Consider the following 20,650-nt stretch of genomic DNA (forward strand, 5'->3'; position numbering starts at 1 on the left):
GGGTATTTTCGCCAGAAAGAAGCTTCTGCGCGCAAGCGGCGGGCCGCGGGGGGCCGGCTCAGTCGGCGGCGAGGCGGCTGATGACGACCTTGACCTCGGGTTTCTTGCCGATCTCTTCCATCGCGACCTGGCGGGTGATGCGGCGCAGCCCCTCTTCCAGCTTCTTGTCGCTCATCACCGTGGCATGGTCGGCGCGTTCCAGGAACTCGCCCAGCTCGCTTTCCAGATGCCGGGCAAGCGGCACGCCGGCGCGGCCCTGCGCGGCCAGCCCCATGGTTTCCACCCAGGCGTCGGGCAGCGCCTCGTCGTTTTCGTCGACGATCACCGAGACGGTGACATGGCCGTTCAGCGCCATGCGGATGCGGTCGCGCACCACCCCGTCCATGGCGCCGATCAGCACGTTGCCGTCCAGATAGATGCGGCCGGTCTCGATCTGGTCGACGACGCGGATGCCGCCGCCGGCCAGGTCGATCATGGTGCCGTTGGTCACCACCTCCGCCGACAGCCCCTTGGCGCGGGCGAGGTTGGCGTGTTCGCGCAGATGCATGTGTTCGCCGTGCATCGGGATCACCACCGCCGGTTTCAGCAGCTCGTGCACCGCTTCCAGATCAGGGCGGTTGGCGTGGCCCGAGACGTGGAAGAACCCCGAATCCGCATCGAACACATTCACCCCCATGCGGCTGAGGTTGTTCATGATGCGGATCACCGGGCGTTCGTTGCCGGGGATGGTGCGGCTGGAAAACAGGAAGCTGTCGCCCTCGCGCAGCTGCAGCCCCAGATAGCGGCCCATCGACAGCTGCATCGAGGCGGCGCGGCGTTCGCCCTGGCTGCCGGTGACGATCAGCATCACCTTGTCGCGGGGCAGATCCGCGGCCTCATCCGGGCCGATCACCTTGGGAAAGTCGCGCAGGATCCCGGCCTCGACCGCCGCGGTGACCATCTTGCGCATCGCCCGGCCCAGCAGGCAGATCTGCCGCCCTGCCGCCACGCCGGCGTCGGCCAGCGTCTTGAGCCGCGCCACGTTCGAGGCGAAGGTCGTCGCCACCACCAGCTGTTTCTGCGCGCTGACGAATTCCAGCAGCGGCTGCGCCAACGCCGATTCCGAGCGCCCGGGATGGGTGCTGAACACGTTGGTCGAATCGCACATCAGCGCCGCCACCGGCGCCTCGCTGGCGATCTTGTGCCACAGCACCGGGTCGAACGCCTCGCCCACCACCGGGGTGCCGTCTAGCTTGAAGTCGCCGGAATGGACGATGCGACCGGCGGGCGTGTCGATGACCAGCGCCGCGCTTTCGGGGATCGAGTGGCTGACCGGCACGAACTGCACGCGGAACGGCCCGGCCTCGACCACATGCGGATAGGGCTCGACGATGCGCAGCCTGTCGGTGGGCTGGCCGGCCTCTTCCAGCTTCATCCGCGCCAGCGCGCCGGTAAAGCGGCGGGTATGGATCGGGGCCTTGAGCCGGCTCCACAGCAGGCCCAGGGCGCCGACGTGATCCTCGTGCCCGTGGGTGATGAAGATGCCGTCCAGCCGGTCGCGGTTATCCTCGAGCCAGCGGATGTCGGGCATGATCAGGTCGATGCCCGGCGCGCTGTCCATGTCGCCGAAGGTGACCCCCAGATCGACCAGGATCAGCCGTTCCCGCCCCGGCTGCCCATATCCGTAGACATAGGCGTTCATGCCGATTTCGCCCGCGCCGCCCAGCGGCAGATAGATCAGGCGTTCAGACATTGCCCATCTCCTTGTTGTAATCATGGATGAGCCGCAGCCCGTGCATCGTCAGATCGTCGTCCCAGGTGTCGAACAGATCCTCGATCTGATGGAACAGCGCGGCCAACCCGCCGGTTGCAATGATCTTCATCGCCTGCCCGCGTTCTTCGGCGATGCGGGCGCAGATTTCGCGCACCAGCCCGACATAGCCCCAGAACACCCCCGATTCGATACAGGCGACGGTGTTGGTGCCGATCACCTGCGCCGGGCGGGTCACGTCGACATGCGGCAGCGAGGCCGCGCCCATGTGCAGCGCCTCAAGCGACAGGTTCACCCCCGGCGCGATCACCCCGCCGACATAGGCGCCGTCGCTGTCCACCACGTCGAAGGTGGTGGCGGTGCCGAAATCCACCACCACCAGATCGGGGCCGTAGCGGTCAAAGGCCGACCAGGTGTTGACGATGCGGTCGGGGCCGACCACTGTGCCCGGGTCCACCCGCGGTGGCGCCGGCAGCAGGCAGTCGGGCTTGCCCACCACCAGCGGGCGGGTCTCGAAATAGCGGTTGCAGAGCACGCGCAGGTTGAACACCACCCGCGGCACGGTCGAGCTGATGATGCAGGCGTCGATGTCGACCTCGATCCCGGTCAGCGACATCATCGAGCGCAGCCAGACGTAATACTGGTCCGCCGTGCGGCGGTGGTCGGTGGCCGAACGCCAGTGGCACAGGAACCGCCGCCCGTCCCAGATCGAGAACTGGGTGTTGGTGTTGCCGGTGTCGATACACAGCAGCATCAGGCGTCCTCTTCAAAGAATATCTCGGCGGCGGGGATGGCTTCGCGCCCGGCGGCGGTGAGCAGGATCAGCGCGCCGCTGTCGTCGATGCCCTCGAACCGGCCGCTGCGGGTGCTGCTGCCGATGCGGGCGGTGATGATCTGGCCCAGCCTTGCGGCGCGCGCCAGCCAAGCGCTGCGGATGGGCGCGAAGCCCAGGGTTTCCAACTGCTGCTGCCAGCGGGCAAAGGCGGGGGCGAGCAGGTCGAGGAAGTCCTCGGGCGAGACCTTGTGCCCGGTTTCCCCCAGCACCGACACCGGCGCCACCGCGCGGGGTTCCAGCGCCGCGGCATCGGGGGCGGCGGCGAGGTTCACGCCGATGCCGACGGCAAGCGCGATGCCGCCGCGGCCGCCCTGCCCGGTGCTTTCCAGCAGGATGCCAGCGACCTTGCCGCCGTTCAGCAGCACGTCATTGGGCCATTTGATCGCCAGCCGCGCGGCGGGGCCGCAGGCGGCGGCCAGCGCCTCGTGCAGCGCCAGCGCGGCGACGAAGCTGTAAAGCGACAGATCGGCGGGGGTGCCCGGCGGCCGCGCCGCCAAGCTGGCGGCGAAATTGCCCGCGGGCATCACCCAGCCGCGGCCGCGGCGGGCCCGGCCGGCGGTCTGGTCGCGGGTCATGATCCAGGTCGGCGCGCCCAGCGTGGCGGCCTGGCGCAGCGCCTCGGCGTTGGTGCTGTCGACGCGCGGCAGCACGACCCGGCCGACACCGGCGGGCCATGGCTGCGGCCGTTGCGCGGCCGGGTCAGTCAAGAGCGGCAGGCGCAGCGGCGGCGGCTGCGGCGGCGGGCGCCGGGGCAGCCTCGGCCAGCACCAGCGCCTCGGCCGCGCGCTGCGCCGCGGATTCGGTGCCGAACATCGAGAACGCCCCGATCACCATCGCCGCGGCGGCCCCGACCAGCGCCAGCCATTGCGCGGCATCGGTGCGGGCCTCGGCGATGTCGTCACGGGGGCTGCCGAAATACAGGTAGTAGACCATGCGCAGGTAATAGAACGCCCCGATCACCGAGGCGACCACCCCCAGCAGCGCCAGCCATCCCATCTGCGCATCGACCGCCGCCTTGAGCACCCCGAACTTGGCGAAGAAGCCCAGCATCGGCGGCACCCCCGCCAGGCTGAACAGCAGGATGCCCATGGCCAGCGACTTCAGCGGCTCGGTCCGCGCCATCAGGTTCAGATCCTCGAGCGCGGTGACCGGACGTCCGCCCCGCTCCATCGACAGGATAAAGGCAAAGGTGCCGACGTTCATCACCGCATAGATCGCCATGTAGAGCAGCATCGACTGCACGCCATAGGCGGTGCCCGCGGCCAGCCCGATGAAGGCAAAGCCCATATGCGCGATCGAGGAATAGGCCATCAGCCGCTTGATGTCGCGCTGGCCGATACCGGCGATCGAGCCCAGGAACATCGACAGCACCGCCAGCAGCGCGATGATCTGCGACCATTCCGCCGGCACGCTGCCGAAGGCGCCCCAGACCAGCCGCGCGATCAGCGCCATGGCGGCGACCTTGGGCGCGGTGGCGAAGAACGCGGTCACCGGAGTGGGCGAGCCCTCGTAGACGTCGGGGGTCCACATGTGGAACGGCACCGCCGAGACCTTGAAGGCCAGACCGACCAGCAGGAACACCAGCCCGAACAGCAGCCCCACCGACAGCCCGCCGTCCAGCGCCTGCATGATCCCGGCCAGGTTGGTGGTGCCCGCATAGCCATAGACCAGCGAGGCGCCGTAAAGCAGCATCCCCGAGCTGAGCGAGCCCAGCACGAAATATTTCAGCCCCGCCTCGGACGAGCGCACGCTGTCGCGGCGCAGCGCGGCGACGATGTAAAGCGCCAGCGACTGCAGTTCCAGCCCCATGTACAGCGTCAGCAGGTCGCCGGCCGAGACCATGATCATCATGCCGATCACCGCCAGCACGATCAGCACCGGCAGCTCGAAGCGCAGCAGCCCCTGCCGCTGCAGCCAGGCCGCGCTCATCGCCAGCACGCCGGCGGCGGACAGCAGCACCGTCACCTTGGCAAAGCGGGCGAAGGCATCGTCGATGAACATGCCGAAGAAGCCCTGCCCGTCGCTGCGCCCGCCCCAGCCGATGGCGAAGCCCGCGACCAGCAGCGCCGCCACCGCAGCCCAGAGCACCGGCCCCGCGACCCGGTCCTTGCCGGCGAAGGCGCCGAACATCAGCGCCGCCAGGGCAAACAGCGCCAGCCCCGCCTCGGGCATCAGGATGGACAGTTCGATCGAGCTCATGGCGGGGCCTCTCAGTTGCCGTCGGCCGGCAGGGCGGCGAACTCGGTCGCGGCCTCGGCAGACAGGCTGGCGTGGTAATTGTTCAGCAACGCGGCCACCGACGGGCCGGTGATGTCGGTCACCACCCGCGGATAGACGCCCAGCAGCAGCGTCATCGCGATCAGCGGCGCAAAGATCCAGCGCTCGCGCGCGCTCATGTCGGAAATCCCGGCCAGGCTTTCCTTGACCAGCGCCCCCAGCGTGATGCGGCGATAGAGCCACAGCGCGTAAGAGGCCGACAGGATCACCCCCGAGGTCGCCACGACCGCCGCCCAGGTGTTGACCTTGAACGCCGCCAGCAGGGTCAGGAACTCGCCCACGAAGCCCGAGGTGCCGGGCAGCCCGACGTTGGCCATGGTGAAGAACATGAACACCAGCGCATAGGCCGGCATCCGGTTCACCAGCCCGCCATAGGCGTCGATTTCGCGCGTGTGCATCCGGTCGTAGATCACGCCCACCAGCAGGAACAGCGCCCCCGAGATGAAGCCGTGCGACAGCATCTGGAAAATGGCTCCGTCCACCCCCTGATGGTTGGCGGCAAAGATGCCCAGCGTGACATAGCCCATATGCGCGACCGAGGAATAAGCGATCAGCTTTTTCATGTCGGACTGCGCCAGCGCCACAAGGCTGGTGTAGACGATGGCGATCGCCGACAGCCAGAAGATATAGGGCTGCGCCGCGTATGACGCCTCGGGGAACATCGGCAGGCTGAAGCGCAGGAAGCCGTAGCCGCCCATCTTCAACAGCACTGCCGCCAGCAGGACCGAGGCCGCAGTCGGCGCCTGCACGTGCGCGTCGGGCAGCCAGGTGTGGACCGGCCACATCGGCAGCTTGACCGCAAAGGACGCAAGGAACGCCAAGAACAGCAGCATCTGCACCCCGGTGCCGATACGGATGCCCAGCACCGCCATCGGCTCGGCCGGGAAATCAAAGCCCAGCAGCGTCGGGATGTCGGTGGTGCCCGCCATGCGCCACATGGCGATCATCGCGACCAGCATCAGCACCGAGCCGAGGAAGGTATACAGAAAGAACTTGAACGCCGCGTAGATGCGGTCCTTGCCGCCCCAGATCCCGATCAGCAGGAACATCGGGATCAGCCCGGCCTCGAAGAACAGGTAGAACAGCACCAGGTCCAGCGCGACGAAAACGCCGATCATCAGCCCTTCCAGCACCAGAAAGGCGATCATGTAGTCCTTGACCCGGTCGGTCACCTGCCAGGTGGACAGGATCACCAGCGGCATCAGGAAAGTGGTCAGCATCACGAACAGGATCGAGATCCCGTCCACGCCCAGCTTGTAGCGCAGCCCCATCACCCAGGGCTGGTCCTCGACGAACTGAAAGCCGGTGTTCTGCGGGTCGAACCCGACCAGCACCACCAGCGACACCGCAAAGGTCGCGACGGTGGCAACCAGCGCCAGCCACTTGGCATTGCGCCCGGCGGCGACGTCCTCGCCCCGCAGGAACAGCGCGAGGATCAGCGCCGCGACGATCGGCAGGAAGGTGATGATCGAAAGAAGCGGATAGGTCGTCATCTCAGTTCATGCCCCGCGCCATCACCCAGATCAGCAGGCCCAGCAGGCCCAGGACCATGCCGAAGGCATAGTGGAAAAGATATCCCGACTGCACCCGCCCGGCAAAGCGGGTCAGGCGCGGGATCAGCCCCATCGCGACGCCGTTGATGGCGCCGTCGATGCCGCGCCCGTCGCCGCCCTTCCACAGCACCCGGCCCAGAAGCCGCGTCGGACGCACGAAGATCCAGTCGTAAAGCTCGTCGAAATACCACTTGTTCAGCAGGAAGCGATACAGCGGGCGCTGCACCTCGGCCATCCGCGCCGGCAGCGCCGGATTGCGGATATACATGGCCCAGGCGACCAGCAGCCCCAGCAGCATCGCGACAAAGGGCGAGACCTTGACCCAGGCGGGCGCGTGGTGCGCCTCGTCCATGACGTGGTTGTCGGGGTGCATGTAGATCGCGCCGCCCACGGTGCCTGCGTCGGCCACGGCGACCGGGGCCGCGGCGGTGGCGATCTCGTCACCTGCACCAGCCTCGGTTTCGGCGCCGGCCTCGACGGCAACCGCCTCGACATGCGGCATGTGGAAGAACTGCGTCACCCGGTCGTGGTCGCCAAAGAACGGCGCATACCAGATCATGCCCGCAAACACCGCGCCCACCGCCAGCACGCCCAGCGGCACCAGCATCACGCCGGGGCTTTCATGCGCGTGGTCGTGGGCGTGCATCGGGTCGTGATGCTCATGCGCCTCGGCGGCGGCGGGGGAACCCGGCTGCACTTCTTCCTCGGTCTCGGTGTCCCAGGCCCGCTGCGGGCGCGGCGCGCCCCAGAAGGTCAGAAACATCAGCCGCCAGGAATAGAAGCTGGTGAAACAGGCCGCGATCACCAGCAGCCAGAAGGCGTAGGAGTGACCCGAGGCAAAGGCGCTTTCGATCACCGCATCCTTGGACAGATAGCCGGCAAAGCCGATGGTGGTCAGCGGGATGCCGACGCCGGTGATCGCCAACGTGCCGATCAGCATCGCCCAGAAGGTATAGGGGATCTTCTTCCGCAGCCCGCCGTAATTGCGCATGTCCTGTTCGTGGTGCATCGCGTGGATGACCGAACCGGCGCCCAGGAACAGCATCGCCTTGAAGAAGGCGTGGGTGAACAGGTGGAACATCGCCACCGAATAGACCCCCGACCCCGCCGCGACGAACATGTAGCCCAGCTGCGAACAGGTCGAATAGGCGATCACCCGCTTGATGTCGTTCTGCACCAGACCCACGGTCGCGGCAAAGAACGCGGTGGCGGCGCCGACCAGAACGATGAAGTTCTTGGCCTCGGGCGCGAATTCATACAGCGGCGACATCCGGCAGACCAGGAACACCCCTGCGGTCACCATGGTGGCGGCGTGGATCAGGGCGGATACCGGGGTCGGGCCTTCCATCGCGTCGGGCAGCCAGGTGTGCAGGCCAAGCTGCGCCGATTTCCCCATCGCGCCGATGAACAGCAGCACCGCCAGCAGGTTCGCGGCGTTCCAGGTCGTCCACAGGAACGGCACCTCGGTCTGCGCGATCATCGGCACCTGCGCGAAGATGTCATCAAAGCGGATCGAGCCGGTCAGCCACCAGATCCCGAAGATCCCCAGCAGAAAGCCGAAATCTCCGACCCGGTTGACCACGAACGCCTTCATCGCGGCGGCATTGGCGCTGGGTTTCTTGTAGTAGAAGCCGATCAGCAGATAGGACGCGAGGCCCACGCCCTCCCACCCGAAGAACATCTGCAGCAGGTTGTCGGCGGTCACCAGCGCCAGCATGGCAAAGGTAAAGAACGACAGATAGGCGAAGAAGCGGGCGCGATAGGGCTCGTCCCCGGACCAGTTGTCGTCATGGGCCATGTAGCCCAGCGAATACATGTGCACCAATGCCGACACCGTGGTGACCACGATCAGCATGATCGCGGTCAGCCGGTCCAGCCGGATGGTCCATTGCGCCGCGAAATCGCCCGAGACGATCCAGTCCATCATCGGGATCTGCCGCGGCACCCCGTCGAAGTTCAGGAACACCATCCAGCTGAGCGCCGCGCAGACGAACAGCACCCCGGTGGTCAGGTATTGCGCGCCTTTTTCGGAAATCACCCGCCAGAGGAACCCGGCGATCACCGACGCGGCAAGAGGAGCGAGGAGAATGAACTGTTCCATGACCGCCTCAGCCCTTCATCACGTTGACGTCTTCGACCTCGATGGTGCCGCGGTTGCGGAAGAACACCACCAGGATGGACAGGCCGATCGCCGCCTCGGCCGCGGCGACGGTCAGCACGAACATGGTGAACACCTGCCCGGCCAGATCGCCCAGATGCGCCGAAAAGGCGACGAAGTTGATGTTGACCGACAGCAGGATCAGCTCGATCGACATCAGGATGACGATGACGTTCTTGCGGTTCACGAAGATGCCGAACACGCCGGTGACGAAGAGGATCGCCCCCACGACCAGGTAATGTGTCAGTCCGATCATTCGCTTCGTCCCTCTCGGGTTCGTGGCCCGGTTGTTCGTGTCGGACGCCGCGGCGGCGCCCCGTTCCTTGTATCTCGCGCCCCGCCCTGGCGGCGGGGGCGGGGTTGGTTACAGCCCCTGCCCCGGCTTGGGGTTGGTCATCCGCATCGCCTTGGCCGGGTCGCGCCACATCTGCTGCAGCACGTCCTGGCGCTTGATGTCGCGGCGGTGGCGCAGCGTCAGCAGGATCGCCCCGATCATTGCCACCAGCAGGATCAGCCCCGACAGCTGGAACGGCAGCAGATAGCGGTCGTAAAGCACATCCCCCAGCGCGTGGGTGTTCTGCACATCGGCCAGGATCGGCGCCACCCGGGCGGCCTCGGCCGTCGGCGCGGATTCCCACATGCCGAACACGATGCCCAGCTGCGCCATCATCACCAGCGCGATCATCAGCCCCAGCGGCAGATAGCGCGCCATCTCGCCCTTGAGCGCGGCGAAATCCACGTCCAGCATCATCACGACGAACAGGAACAGCACCGCCACCGCGCCGACATAGACGATCACCAGCAGCAGCGCGACGAATTCCGCCCCCTGCAGGATGAACAGCCCCGAGGCCGACACGAAGGACAGGATCAGCCACAGCACCGAATGCACCGGGTTGCGCGAGATCACCACCATGAACCCGGCCGTCAGCACCGAGATCGCGAACAGATAGAAGGCGAATACCATCATTCGGGGGTGTCCTCCTCGGCAAAGACCGATTGCGCCAGTTCCAGCGCCTTCTGCATGGCGGGCAGGCCGCCGAATACGCTCATCTGCCAGATGGTTTCCGCGATCTCGCGCTGGCTGGCACCGGCGGCGCGGGCGTGGCGCACGGCCAGCCGCAGCTGCGGCTCGGCCAGCGCGCCCTGCACGGTCAGCGCGGCGATGGTCAACAGCAACCGGGTCTTGGCGTCCAGCCCCTCGCGGTTGAAGGTCTTGCCGAACCACATCTCCATCATGTCGGCGGACATGGTGGGGATCAGCTTTTCCATCGCTCGCGGATCGAGGCTTTCCAGCGCCGGGTTGAAGGCGCGCGCCATCTCCTGCCCGGACTGGAGCATCTGCTGGAACAATCTGGTGAAACCGTCGCTCATCTGTAGGGCGCGTCGAGCTGGATGTTGCGGGCGATCTCGGCCTCCCAGCGCTCGCCGTTGGCAAGCAGCTTGGCCTTGTCGTAGAACAGTTCCTCGCGCGTCTCGGTGGCGAACTCGAAGTTCGGCCCCTCGACGATGGCATCGACCGGGCAGGCTTCCTGGCAGAAGCCGCAATAGATGCATTTGGTCATGTCGATGTCATAGCGCGTGGTGCGGCGCGAGCCGTCCTCGCGCGGCTCGGCGTCGATGGTGATCGCCTGCGCGGGGCAGATCGCCTCGCACAATTTGCAGGCGATGCAGCGTTCCTCGCCGTTGGGATAGCGGCGCAGCGCGTGTTCGCCGCGGAACCGGGGCGACAGCGGCCCTTTTTCATGCGGATAGTTGATGGTTTCCTTGGGACCGAAGAAGTAGCGGACCCCCAGGCCGAAGCCCTTGATGAAGTCCCACATCAGGAAATATTTCGTCGCGCGGACGAGATCGAGGGCCATTTCAGCGCGCCTCCCTTGCAGAAGTCACCGGCAGGGCGCGTCGGCCCGGATTGTCAGCGGTTGCACGAACCATGGCTCAGCCCCCCACGGCCGGGGCGATCTGGTCCCAGCGTGCCCAGAACCCGCCCAGCACGTCATAGCGCGCAAGGAATGCGATCAGCACCACCCAGCCCAGCGACAGCGGCAGGAACACCTTCCAGCCCACGCGCATCAGCTGGTCGTAGCGGTAGCGCGGCACGATCGCCTTGACCATCGCGAACATCCAGAACCAGAACACCATCTTGGCGAACATCCACAGCGCGCCGTCGGGAATGCCGGGGATGGGCGACAGCCAGCCGCCGAAGAACAGCAGCGAGATCAGCGCGCACATCAGCCAGATCGCGATATATTCGCCGGCCATGTACAGCAGATAGGGGGTCGAGGAATATTCGACCATGTGGCCGGCGACCAGTTCCGATTCCGCCTCGGCCAGGTCGAAGGGCGGGCGGTTGGTTTCCGCCAGCGCGCTGACGAAGAACAGCACCAGCATCGGCAGATGCGGCAGCCAGTACCAGTTCAGCATCCCGTAGGCGCCCTGCTGGCTGTAGACGATGCCCGACAGGTTCATGGTGCCGGCCGAGATGATCACCGCGATGATGATCAGCCCCAGCGAGACCTCGTAGGAGACCATCTGCGCGGCCGAGCGCAGCGAGGCGAGGAACGGGTATTTCGAGTTCGAGGCCCAGCCGCCCATGATCACCCCGTAGACCTCGAGCGAGGAGACGGCGAGCACGAACAGGATGCCGATGTTGAGGTTCGACATCACCCAGCCCGGCGCGAAGGGGATCACCACGAACCCGACCAGCGCCAGCGTCATCGACAGGAACGGGGCCAGGAAGAACACGAACTTGTCGGCGCCCGCGGGCACCACGATTTCCTTGACCAGATATTTCAGCGCATCGGCAAAGGTCTGCAGCAAGCCCCAGGGGCCGACCACGTTCGGGCCGCGCCGCATCTGCACGGCGGCCCAGATCTTGCGGTCGCCATAGACCAGATACACCAGAGACAGCATCACGAAGGCGATGATCGCCAGCCCCTGCAGCAGCAGGATCAGGAAATGCCCGATGGGGGATGCCAGGAAATCAGCCATGCTTTCGGTTTCCCCTAGTCATGCCGCGGGAATGCCGCGGTCCTTGCACACGCGCAAGGTATCATCGGTTTCCATGACCCGCAGCCCCATCGGCTGCGTGTCGGACAATGTGAATACCGCGCCCAGCAGCAGCTTGCCGTTGCGCTTGTTCTGCACGGTGCGGATATGCCGTCCATAGCCCTTGCCATTGCCGTTTGCCCAGCCCGCCAGCGCGCAGGTTGCATAGGCGAAGGCCACATCGGCGTCCACCCCTGCCTTGAGATTCGCGGTCACCTCGACCAGCTCGTCGCCCGAGGTGCGCTGATTTGCCCCGGGCTGCAGCCGGTCCACGCGGACGGCGATGAAATCCTCGGGATCGGCGGTGAATCCGGCCGGAAACTCGGGCAGCGCCGGGCGGGTGCGCGCGGCGAACTCCGCGAGCGCGCGTTCCTGCGCGGTGGGCATCCGCCGCAACTGCGGCGCGACGACGCGGAAATTGGCGATGTCGGCGGGCGACAGGTTCAGCCCCAGGTTGTCGGCCAGCGCCGCCAGCTCGTCCTCGGTTACCTCGAACACGTCGCGGCCCTGCGGGCTGTCCAGCGCCACCTGCGAGGTCGAGCCGTCGGGTTCCAGAATCAGGATCTCGCCCGATTTGGTCGAGACCCGCGCCCGCGTCAGCCTGGTGCCCGCGGCGCTGCGGTCGACGATGCGCACGCCCACCTCGGCCGGCTTGGCCGGGGGCGGCGCCGCCAGTCCCATCGCACCCTTGTTCGCGCCCGTCGGCGCGCAGCCGGCCAGCCCGAGGCCCAGCCCCGCCGCGGCGATCAGCGCAGTGACCGCGACACGCATCCCGCCTACTCCGCCGCCAGCGCCGGGTTGCGGCGTGCCGCCGCCATCGCCGACAGTTCGGCCATGATCGGCGAGGACCGCGCGATCGGGTTGGTCAGGTAGAAATCCGCAATCGCGTTGCGGAAGCTGGCGCGGCCCAGCGGCCCGGGTTCAAGCGGCTGCCAGTCGTTTTCCGGGACCATGTCGATCTCGGCCAGATGCGGCACCGCCTCGAACACCGCGCGGCGCAGCTCGGGCAGGCTGTCCCAGGGCTGGGTGCGGCCCAGCTCGGCCGACAGCGCCCGCAGGATCGCCCAGTTCTCCTTGGCCTCGCCCGGCGCGAAATTGGCGCGCATCGCCAGCTGCGGCCGGCCCTCGGTGTTGACGAAGATGCCGTTTTCCTCGGTGTAGCAGGCGGCGGGCAGGATCAGGTCGGCGCGATGGGCGCCGCGGTCGCCGTGGCTGCCCTGATAGATCACGAAGGGCCCGCCCTGGTCGCGCGGGGCGATCTCGACCTCGTCGGCGCCCAGGCTGTAGATCACCTCGGCCCCTTCGATGGCGGCGGTCAGCCCGCCCTCGGTCACCGCGCCCACGTCCATGGCGCCGACGCGGGCCGCGGCGCTGTGCAGCACCAGCAGCTTGCAGTCGCCCAGCTCGCAGACGCGCATGGCGTGGCCCAGAACGGCGGCGCCGTCAGCCTCGCGCAGCGCGCCCTGGCCGATGATGACGATGCCGGGCGTGCCCTCGGTATTGGCCAGATCCTCGTCGAGCAGCCCCGAGAGCGCCTCGCGGTCGGTGCCCAGGTGGTGGTAGTCGTAGGTCAGGTCCACCGCCTGCCCCAGCAGCGCGACCTGCGCGCCGTTGATCCAGGCCTTGCGGATGCGCGCGTTCAGCACCGGCGCCTCGTCGCGCGGGTTGGTGCCGATCAGCAGGATGCGCTTGGCATCGTCGATGTCGGCGATGGTGGCGGTGCCGACATAGCCCGAGCGGTTGCCCGCCGGCAGCCGCGCGCCGTCGGTGCGGCACTCGACCGCGCCGCCCAGCCCCTCGACCAGCTGCTTGAGCGCGAAGGCGGCCTCGACCGGGGCAAGATCGCCGACCAGCCCGGCAACGCGGCGCCCCTTCATCGCGGCGGCGGCGGCGTTCAGCGCCTCGTCCCAGCCCGCCGGGCGCAGCCGGCCGTTTTCACGGATATAGGGCTTGTCCAGCCGCTGCCGGCGCAGCCCGTCCCAGACGAAACGGGTCTTGTCGGAAATCCATTCCTCGTTCACGTCGTCGTTGTTGCGCGGCAGGATGCGCATGACCTCGCGGCCCTTGGTGTCGATGCGGATCGCCGACCCCAGCGCGTCCATCACGTCGATCGATTCGGTCTTGCGCAGTTCCCACGGGCGGGCGGTGAAGGAATAGGGCTTGTTGACCAGCGCCCCCACCGGGCACAGGTCGATGATGTTGCCCTGCAGGTTGGTGTCCAGCGAGGCGCCCAGATAGGTGGTGATTTCCTCGTCCTCGCCGCGGCCGGTCTGGCCCATCTGCGGCACCCCCGCCACCTCGTCGATGAAGCGCACGCAGCGGGTGCAGTGGATGCAGCGGGTCATGTGCGTCTCGACCAGCGGGCCGAGGTCCAGATCCTCGAGCGCGCGCTTGGGCTCGCGGAAGCGCGAGAAATCGACGCCATAGGCCATCGCCTGGTCCTGCAGGTCGCATTCCCCGCCCTGGTCGCAGATCGGGCAGTCCAGCGGGTGGTTGATCAGCAGGAACTCCATCACCCCTTCGCGGGCCTTGCGGACCATGGGGCTGTTGGTGCGGATTTCCGAGGGCGCGCCCTCGGGCCCCGGGCGCAGGTCCTTGACCTGCATCGCGCAGGACGCCGCGGGCTTGGGCGGCCCGCCCACCACCTCGACCAGACACATCCGGCAGTTGCCCGCGATCGACAGCCGCTCGTGGTAGCAGAACCGCGGGATTTCGATCCCCGCCTGTTCGCAAGCCTGAAGCAGCGTCAGGTTCGGGTCGACATCAACCAGCCGGTCGTCGATCTTGATGGTGCGAAGGTTGCTCATCTGACTGCCTTGCCTGTGCCTTGGCCCGACGGGGCCATGGACTTGTGCGGATATTCGGCCCCGTCGCCGGGTCCGGCAATGATAAATGTCATCGCGCCGCGGGTTTCCGCGGGAATGAATGTCGTGGCGCCACGGGCCTGCGCGGGCGCCGCCAGCGCGAGGTCCGCCAGCAGCATCGTCGCCGCCGCGGCCGCGGTGATCCCCAGCCCGATCCAGCGCACCGCCCGCTTCATTTCGCCACCAGCAGCGAGCCGGTCACCGTCCGGTTGGCGATTTCCTGCATCCCCAGCCGGCAGAAGCTTTGCGGATCGCCCTTGGTGACGCCGTTGCGGGCCATGTAGTCCTCGGCCACGGCATAGATGCGCTTGCGCTCTTCCTTGCTGTCCAGAAACGCGTCGACCTGGGCGCGGGAATAGCCCTTGTCCAGCGCATAGCGTTCCAGCGCGCGCGCCTGGCCATAGGCGTAGATCAGCCGCCCGTTGATCGTCGGGCATTCGCGCCGGATGCGGTCGGCGATCCGCGCCGCGATCAGCCGGTCGTTGATATAGCGTTCCTGCGCCAGCGGCTCGAGCGCGAGTGCCGGGCCGCTCAGCGCGGCAAGCGCCAGCGCTGCGGCGGCCAGGGGTTTCAGGGGGGCGGTGATCTTGCGGGTCATGGCGATATCCTTGTTGCACAGAGTTGCAACATAGGCCCGCCGCGGCGCCCGGCGGCCGCACGAATGGGTCAACCCCGCGTGAGCGCGCCGCCGAAAGCCGCGCTGGACCACCGCGCCGCGCATCAGAACCAGTCCCTTTCGCCCAGCTCGTAGGTGTCGTGGAACTGCTCGTCGGTGCGGGTCAGATAGATCACCCCTTCGACAAAGGCGATCAGCCAGACCACCCCCGAGGGGATGAAGAACAGCAGCCACCCCAGCGCGGTGACCGCCAGCATGATCAGCCCGGCGCGGTTGTAGCCCAGATAGAACTTATGCGCCCCGACCGAGCCGAAGAACAGCGCCAGCAGCCCCGCGACCATGCGGCTTTTGCCGTAGTGGCGGGCAGGCTGCGGGGCGCCGGGGTCGGGATAGATCTCGGCCGCGCGCTCGCCGCGGGGCTGGAAATCCACCGCGACGCCGGGCCGCGCGATCTGGCCGCTGCCCAGCAGGTCCTCGGCCGCGAACGCATAGCGCCGCCCGTCGGCGCCGGTGACGACCCCCTCGCCGGTGCGCGGGTCGATATGCAGGATCTGCCCTTTCATGCCGCAACCCCTGCGCAGGCAGCGACACGCGCCCCGGTGGGGACGCGGGCGGCGGGCGCCGCGGCCGCCGCAGCGGCGGGATATGCGGGAAAAGCGGTCACTCGGCCGCCATGGCGCCCATGCGGCCGGTGCGCTTGGCCTTGATGCGGTCCTCGATCTCCTCGCGGAAATGGCGGATCAGCCCCTGGATCGGCCAGGCCGAGGCGTCACCCAGCGCGCAGATCGTGTGGCCCTCGACCTGCTTGGTCACGTCCAGCAGCATGTCGATTTCCTCGACCTCGGCGTCGCCGCGGACCAGCCGTTCCATCACCCGCATCATCCAGCCGGTGCCTTCGCGGCAGGGCGTGCACTGGCCGCAGCTTTCATGCTTGAAGAACGCCGACAGCCGCCAGATCGCCTTGATGATGTCGGTCTGCTGATCCATCACGATCATGCAGGCGGTGCCGAAGGACGAGCGCAGCTCGCGCATCCCGTCGAAATCCATGATCGCATCCTCGCACAGATGCGCCGGGATCACCGGGCACGAGGCGCCGCCGGGGATGATCGCCTTGAGGTTCTTCCAGCCGCCGCGGATGCCGCCGCCGTGACGCTCGATCAGCTCGCGCATCGGGATCGACATCGATTCCTCGACCACGCAGGGGGTGTTGATGTGGCCGGTCAGGCCAAACAGCTTGACCCCGGCGTTGTTCGGGCGGCCGAAGCCCGCGAACCATTCCGCGCCGCGGCGCAGGATCGTCGGCACCACCGCGATGGATTCGACGTTGTTCACCGTGGTCGGGCAGCCGTAAAGCCCCGCCCCGGCCGGGAACGGCGGCTTCATCCGCGGCATCCCCTTTTTGCCCTCGAGGCTTTCCAGCAGCGCGGTTTCCTCGCCGCAGATATAGGCGCCGGCGCCATGCGCCACGAACAGGTCGAAATCCCAGCCCGAGCCTGCCGCGTTCCGCCCCAGCAGCCCCGCGTCATAACATTCGTCGATGGCGGATTGCAGCGCTTCGCGTTCGCGGATGAACTCGCCGCGGATATAGATGTATGCGGTATGCGCGCCCATGGCGAAGCCGGCGATCAGCGCCCCCTCGATCAGCGTATGCGGATCGTGGCGCATGATCTCGCGGTCCTTGCAGGTCGCGGGCTCGGATTCGTCGCCGTTGATGACCAGATAGGACGGGCGCCCGTCGCTTTCCTTGGGCATGAAGGACCACTTCATCCCGGTGGGGAACCCCGCGCCGCCCCGGCCGCGCAGGCCGGATTTCTTCATTTCGTCGATGATGGCATCGCGGCCGCGGGCGATGATCCCGGCGGTGCCGTCCCAGTGGCCGCGGGCGCGGGCGCCGCGCAGGCTGCGGTCACCCATGCCGTAGAGATTCGTGAAAATCCGGTCCTGATCGCTCAGCATCGCGTCGTCGTCCTATCGTTCGTGCGGCGCATCAGCGCGCCGCCGCCAGATCCGCCAGGTCACCATCAGCGACCAGACCAGCGCCCCGATCGCCGCGAGATCGGCGAGAAAGGCATATTCCGCGGGCCAGCCGTAACGCCGCCCCGCCCAGTTCGCCGCCAGCCACGCCAGCATCGCCCCCGCGATCACCAGCGCCACCAGCCGCATCTGGCCGCTGTCGTCCCGGCCCGGCGCAGGGCCGGGCGGCCGACGCGGCGCCGTCATGTCGTCCCGCCGCTGCCGGCAGCGTCACCGCCGGCGGGGGCATGCGCCGAATCCCCGTCGGCTGCAAGCGCGCGCGCGCCCTTGCGCCGCGGCGCCGGCTTGGCCTTCGTGGCGCTGCCCTTGCCCGGCTGAAACGTCACCGCCTGCCCGCCGCCGACCGAGGCCTCGGCCGGTGCGCCGGCCATCCCGGCCGGGCGCCGCGGCCGCGCGATCGCCACCTGCGCCGCCGCCCCGCCGTCGCGGCGGATCGACTGCCGCACCGGCTCGTCGGGGTCGCGGGCGTCTTCGACCGGGACCCAGCTCTCATCGGCCTCGGCGCCCTGGCACAGCAGGAACACCCCCAGCCCGCCCAGCAGCCACGCGGTCACGAAACCCAGGAACAGCCCGCCCATGAAGCCGACCCCGCCCAGCGAGAACAGCAGCACGACCAGCCCCATCACCGCAGCGAAGATCCAGCAGTTCCGTGCGCAATTGGTCATGGCGGGGTCCTTTACAGCTGGGGTTCGGGGTCAGTCGGTGTCTTTCGCATCGGCGGGTTGGCCGGCCGGTTCAATCTTGGAAACGGGCATCCCCGGAGATGTCGCCGCCGCCTCCTGCACGGTCACGCCGGTCTTGTCGGCGGGCCGGCCCAGGCTGGGCTTGGGCTCAACCCCGGAATCGCCATCGGCGGTGTCGGGGCGCACCCAGGGGGTCAGGATCGGCACCTCGGTCCCGTCGATGCGCTTGAGCGTGTCGCGCAGCCGCGTCGCCCGGGCGACCGAGGCATTCGCCTGCTCCACCCGCTCGGTCGCGGCCAGCGCCACCGGCCCGCCCAGCGGCTCCGACGAGAACCGGCCGTTCTGCGGCCCCGGCACTGGCACCTGCCCCGCGGCCATGGCGTCGATCAGCGCCGAAAGCTTCTCGGCGGTCAGGTCCTCGTAGTAATCCTTGCCGATCTGCGCCATCGGCGCGTTCGAGCAGGCGCCCGGGCACTCGACCTCTTCCCACGAGAAATTGCCGTCGGCCGAGACCGTATGCGGGGTCGGCGCGATCTTCTCGCGGCAGATGGCGATCAGCTCCTCGGCGCCGCAGATCATGCAGGTGGTGGTGCCGCAGATCTGGATATGCGCAATCTTCCCAACAGGTTGCAGCTGATACATGAAGTAGAATGTCGCGACCTCCAGCACCCTGATATAGGGCATCCCCAGGAAATCGGCGACATATTCGATGGCCGGCCGCGACAGCCAGCCCTCTTGCTCCTGCGCGCGCCACAGCAGCGCGATCACCGCCGAGGCCTGCCGGCCCTGCGGATATTTGGTCAGTTGCGCCCGCGCCCATTCAAGGTTCGCAGGGGTGAACTCGAACGACTCGGGCTGGACGGGGGACAGGCGGCGCAGCATCAGGCGAACTCTCCGGTGCGAGGGGCGGCGGCGTGCGCCGGGGACGGGCCGAGGGACGACATGCTCACCGGTCGATCTCTCCGAACACGATGTCGATCGAGCCCAGCAGCGCCGCGACATCGGCCAGCATGTGCCCGCGCGACAGCCAGTCCATCGACTGCAGGTGCAGGTAGCCCGGCGCCCGCAGCTTGGCCCGATAGGGACGGTTGGTCCCGTCCGCGACCATGTAGACGCCGAACTCGCCCTTGGGGGCCTCGACCGCGGCATAGACCTCGCCGGCGGGAACCTTGAACCCTTCGGTATACAGCTTGAAATGGTGGATCAGCGCTTCCATGTCGCGCTTCATCTCGGCGCGCCGGGGCGGCGTCAGCTTGCCGCGCGCCAGCACGTCGCCGGGCGGTTCCGCCAGCAGCTTGGCGCAGGCCTGGCGGATGATCGAGGTCGACTGGATCATCTCCTCCATCCGCACCAGATAGCGGTCGTAGCAGTCGCCGTTGGTGCCGACCGGCACCTGGAACTCGAACTCGTCGTAGCATTCATAGGGCTGGCTGCGGCGCAGGTCCCAGGCCAGGCCCGAGCCGCGCGCCATCACCCCGGAATAGCCCCAGTCGAGGATGTCCTGTTCCTTGACGATGCCGATATCGACGTTGCGCTGCTTGAAGATGCGGTTTTCGGTCAGCAGCACATGCAGGTCGTCGACCACCTTGGGGAAGGCCACCGCCCAGTCGTCGATGTCCTGGATCAGCTGCGGCGGCAGGTCCTGGTGGACGCCGCCGGGGCGGAAATAATTGGCGTGAAGCCGCGCCCCGCAGGCACGCTCGTAGAACACCATCAGCTTTTCACGCTCGACGTAGCCCCACAGCGGCGGGGTCAGCGCGCCCACGTCCATCGCCTGCGACGTCAGGTTCAGCAGATGGTTCAGAATCCGCCCGATCTCGCTGTAGAGCACCCGGATCAGCTGCGCCCGGCGCGGCACCTCGGTCTCGGTCAGCCGCTCGATCGCCAGGCACCAGGCATGTTCCTGGTTCATCGGCGCCACATAGTCGAGCCGGTCCAGATAGGGCAGGTTCTGCAGATAGGTGCGGCTTTCCATCAGCTTTTCGGTGCCGCGGTGCAAAAGCCCGATATGGGGGTCGGCGCGCTCGACGATCTCGCCGTCAAGCTCCAGCACCATGCGCAGAACACCATGCGCCGCAGGGTGTTGCGGGCCGAAGTTGATGTTGAAGTTGCGGATGCGCTGTTCGTCGGTCAGCACGTCCGCGCTGCCGTCGTCATACTGGTTGTTGCGGATGTCGCCGTCCATCACTTCTTGCCCTCTGCGGTGACGCCGGTGGTGGCGGGGGCCTTCTCGTCGCCGGGCAGCACGTATTTCGCACCCTCCCACGGCGAGAGGAAATCGAACTGCCGGTATTCCTGCACCAGATCGACCGGCTCATAGACCACGCGCTTTTCGGCGTCGTCCCAGCGCACTTCCAGATAGCCGGTGGTCGGGAAGTCCTTGCGCAGCGGATGGCCGCGGAACCCATAGTCCGACAGCAGCCGGCGCAGGTCCGGGTGTCCCGAGAACAGGATCCCGAACATGTCGAAGACCTCGCGCTCGAACCAGTTGGCGCAGGGCATCAGCCCGGTGATCGAGGGCACCAGCTCGTCCTCGCGCACCGCCGCCTTCAGCCGGATGCGCTGGTTGGTGTACATGGACAGGAAATGCCACACCACGTCGAAGCGCGCCGGGCGTTCCGGGTGATCGACGGCGGTGATGTCGACCAGGGTCGAAAAGCGGCAGGCCGGATCATCGCGCAGCGCCTGCACCAGCGCCACGATGGACTGCGCATGGACGGTCAGCGTCAGCTCGCCAAAGGCGACCTCGGATTTCAGCACGTCGTTGGGGCGGCGGGCGGCGATCATTTCGCCCAACTCGGCCAGCGCCTGCGGATCGGGATAGACGGCCATCGC

At 67.5% G+C, this 20,650-nt stretch carries 22 protein-coding genes; all 22 read right to left on the reverse strand.

Annotated elements, in window-relative coordinates:
• Window positions 1-58 precede the first annotated feature (58 nt).
• The 22 genes from RSP45_RS04305 to RSP45_RS04410 all read right to left on the reverse strand — a co-directional run bounded on the left by RSP45_RS04305 (window position 59) and on the right by RSP45_RS04410 (window position 20,647).
• A complete protein-coding gene (locus RSP45_RS04305) occupies window positions 59-1,732 on the reverse strand; it encodes a ribonuclease J (protein ID WP_415393348.1) in 1,674 nt (557 codons plus the stop codon).
• Complete coding sequence (locus tag RSP45_RS04310; protein ID WP_415393349.1) at window positions 1,725-2,504, reverse strand: type III pantothenate kinase; 780 nt, start codon at window positions 2,502-2,504, stop codon at window positions 1,725-1,727. Before RSP45_RS04310 ends, RSP45_RS04305 begins: the two co-directional genes overlap by 8 nt.
• The gene (locus tag RSP45_RS04315) at window positions 2,504-3,235 is read right to left on the reverse strand and encodes a biotin--[acetyl-CoA-carboxylase] ligase (protein WP_415393350.1); all 732 of its coding nucleotides are present in this window, start codon (window positions 3,233-3,235) and stop codon (window positions 2,504-2,506) included. The genes RSP45_RS04310 and RSP45_RS04315 overlap by 1 nt, the downstream gene beginning before the upstream one ends.
• 49 nt (window positions 3,236-3,284) lie before the next feature.
• Complete coding sequence (gene nuoN, locus RSP45_RS04320; RefSeq protein ID WP_415393351.1) at window positions 3,285-4,784, reverse strand: NADH-quinone oxidoreductase subunit NuoN; 1,500 nt, start codon at window positions 4,782-4,784, stop codon at window positions 3,285-3,287.
• An 11-nt stretch (window positions 4,785-4,795) separates the two neighbouring features.
• Complete coding sequence (locus RSP45_RS04325) at window positions 4,796-6,355, reverse strand: NADH-quinone oxidoreductase subunit M (protein ID WP_415393352.1); 1,560 nt, start codon at window positions 6,353-6,355, stop codon at window positions 4,796-4,798.
• Between the two features lies 1 nt (window position 6,356).
• Window positions 6,357-8,516 (reverse strand): NADH-quinone oxidoreductase subunit L, encoded by a 2,160-nt coding sequence (gene nuoL / locus RSP45_RS04330; RefSeq protein ID WP_415393353.1) that lies wholly within the window; start codon window positions 8,514-8,516, stop codon window positions 6,357-6,359.
• Between the two features lie 7 nt (window positions 8,517-8,523).
• Window positions 8,524-8,829 carry an NADH-quinone oxidoreductase subunit NuoK gene (gene nuoK, locus RSP45_RS04335; RefSeq protein ID WP_073062485.1) on the reverse strand — a complete coding sequence of 102 codons (306 nt, stop codon included), beginning with the start codon at window positions 8,827-8,829 and terminating at the stop codon, window positions 8,524-8,526.
• A gap of 108 nt (window positions 8,830-8,937) precedes the next feature.
• Window positions 8,938-9,540, reverse strand: coding sequence for an NADH-quinone oxidoreductase subunit J (locus RSP45_RS04340; RefSeq protein WP_324327695.1), 603 nt, complete (start codon window positions 9,538-9,540; stop codon window positions 8,938-8,940).
• Window positions 9,537-9,944 (reverse strand): carboxymuconolactone decarboxylase family protein, encoded by a 408-nt coding sequence (locus RSP45_RS04345; protein WP_073062491.1) that lies wholly within the window; start codon window positions 9,942-9,944, stop codon window positions 9,537-9,539. Before RSP45_RS04345 ends, RSP45_RS04340 begins: the two co-directional genes overlap by 4 nt.
• Window positions 9,941-10,432, reverse strand: coding sequence for an NADH-quinone oxidoreductase subunit NuoI (nuoI, locus tag RSP45_RS04350; RefSeq protein ID WP_073062494.1), 492 nt, complete (start codon window positions 10,430-10,432; stop codon window positions 9,941-9,943). The genes RSP45_RS04345 and nuoI overlap by 4 nt, the downstream gene beginning before the upstream one ends.
• 76 nt (window positions 10,433-10,508) lie before the next feature.
• A complete protein-coding gene (nuoH, locus tag RSP45_RS04355; RefSeq protein WP_415393354.1) occupies window positions 10,509-11,561 on the reverse strand; it encodes an NADH-quinone oxidoreductase subunit NuoH in 1,053 nt (350 codons plus the stop codon).
• An 18-nt stretch (window positions 11,562-11,579) separates the two neighbouring features.
• Window positions 11,580-12,389: a hypothetical protein gene (locus tag RSP45_RS04360; RefSeq protein WP_415393355.1), complete on the reverse strand. Its 810-nt coding sequence runs from the start codon at window positions 12,387-12,389 to the stop codon at window positions 11,580-11,582.
• A gap of 5 nt (window positions 12,390-12,394) precedes the next feature.
• Window positions 12,395-14,425, reverse strand: a complete 2,031-nt coding sequence (gene nuoG, locus RSP45_RS04365; RefSeq protein WP_415393356.1) for an NADH-quinone oxidoreductase subunit NuoG — start codon at window positions 14,423-14,425, stop codon at window positions 12,395-12,397.
• Window positions 14,422-14,658 (reverse strand): hypothetical protein, encoded by a 237-nt coding sequence (locus RSP45_RS04370; RefSeq protein ID WP_415393357.1) that lies wholly within the window; start codon window positions 14,656-14,658, stop codon window positions 14,422-14,424. The genes nuoG and RSP45_RS04370 overlap by 4 nt, the downstream gene beginning before the upstream one ends.
• A complete protein-coding gene (locus tag RSP45_RS04375; protein ID WP_415393358.1) occupies window positions 14,655-15,080 on the reverse strand; it encodes a DUF5333 domain-containing protein in 426 nt (141 codons plus the stop codon). Before RSP45_RS04375 ends, RSP45_RS04370 begins: the two co-directional genes overlap by 4 nt.
• A gap of 122 nt (window positions 15,081-15,202) precedes the next feature.
• Window positions 15,203-15,661, reverse strand: coding sequence for a TM2 domain-containing protein (locus RSP45_RS04380; protein WP_073062510.1), 459 nt, complete (start codon window positions 15,659-15,661; stop codon window positions 15,203-15,205).
• A 97-nt stretch (window positions 15,662-15,758) separates the two neighbouring features.
• Complete coding sequence (gene nuoF, locus RSP45_RS04385; RefSeq protein WP_415393359.1) at window positions 15,759-17,054, reverse strand: NADH-quinone oxidoreductase subunit NuoF; 1,296 nt, start codon at window positions 17,052-17,054, stop codon at window positions 15,759-15,761.
• Between the two features lie 12 nt (window positions 17,055-17,066).
• Window positions 17,067-17,318, reverse strand: coding sequence for a DUF5337 domain-containing protein (locus RSP45_RS04390; RefSeq protein ID WP_073062517.1), 252 nt, complete (start codon window positions 17,316-17,318; stop codon window positions 17,067-17,069).
• Entirely contained in the window at window positions 17,315-17,797 is a 483-nt protein-coding gene (locus RSP45_RS04395; protein ID WP_415393360.1) for a hypothetical protein, read from the reverse strand. Before RSP45_RS04395 ends, RSP45_RS04390 begins: the two co-directional genes overlap by 4 nt.
• 30 nt (window positions 17,798-17,827) lie before the next feature.
• Window positions 17,828-18,697, reverse strand: a complete 870-nt coding sequence (gene nuoE / locus RSP45_RS04400) for an NADH-quinone oxidoreductase subunit NuoE (protein ID WP_415393361.1) — start codon at window positions 18,695-18,697, stop codon at window positions 17,828-17,830.
• A 64-nt stretch (window positions 18,698-18,761) separates the two neighbouring features.
• The gene (locus RSP45_RS04405) at window positions 18,762-20,000 is read right to left on the reverse strand and encodes an NADH-quinone oxidoreductase subunit D (protein WP_073062523.1); all 1,239 of its coding nucleotides are present in this window, start codon (window positions 19,998-20,000) and stop codon (window positions 18,762-18,764) included.
• Window positions 20,000-20,647 (reverse strand): NADH-quinone oxidoreductase subunit C, encoded by a 648-nt coding sequence (locus RSP45_RS04410; protein ID WP_073062526.1) that lies wholly within the window; start codon window positions 20,645-20,647, stop codon window positions 20,000-20,002. Before RSP45_RS04410 ends, RSP45_RS04405 begins: the two co-directional genes overlap by 1 nt.
• Between the last annotated feature and the right edge of the window lie 3 nt (window positions 20,648-20,650).

Source organism: Paracoccus sp. SJTW-4, from assembly GCF_047716885.1.
Lineage (GTDB): Bacteria > Pseudomonadota > Alphaproteobacteria > Rhodobacterales > Rhodobacteraceae > Paracoccus > Paracoccus solventivorans.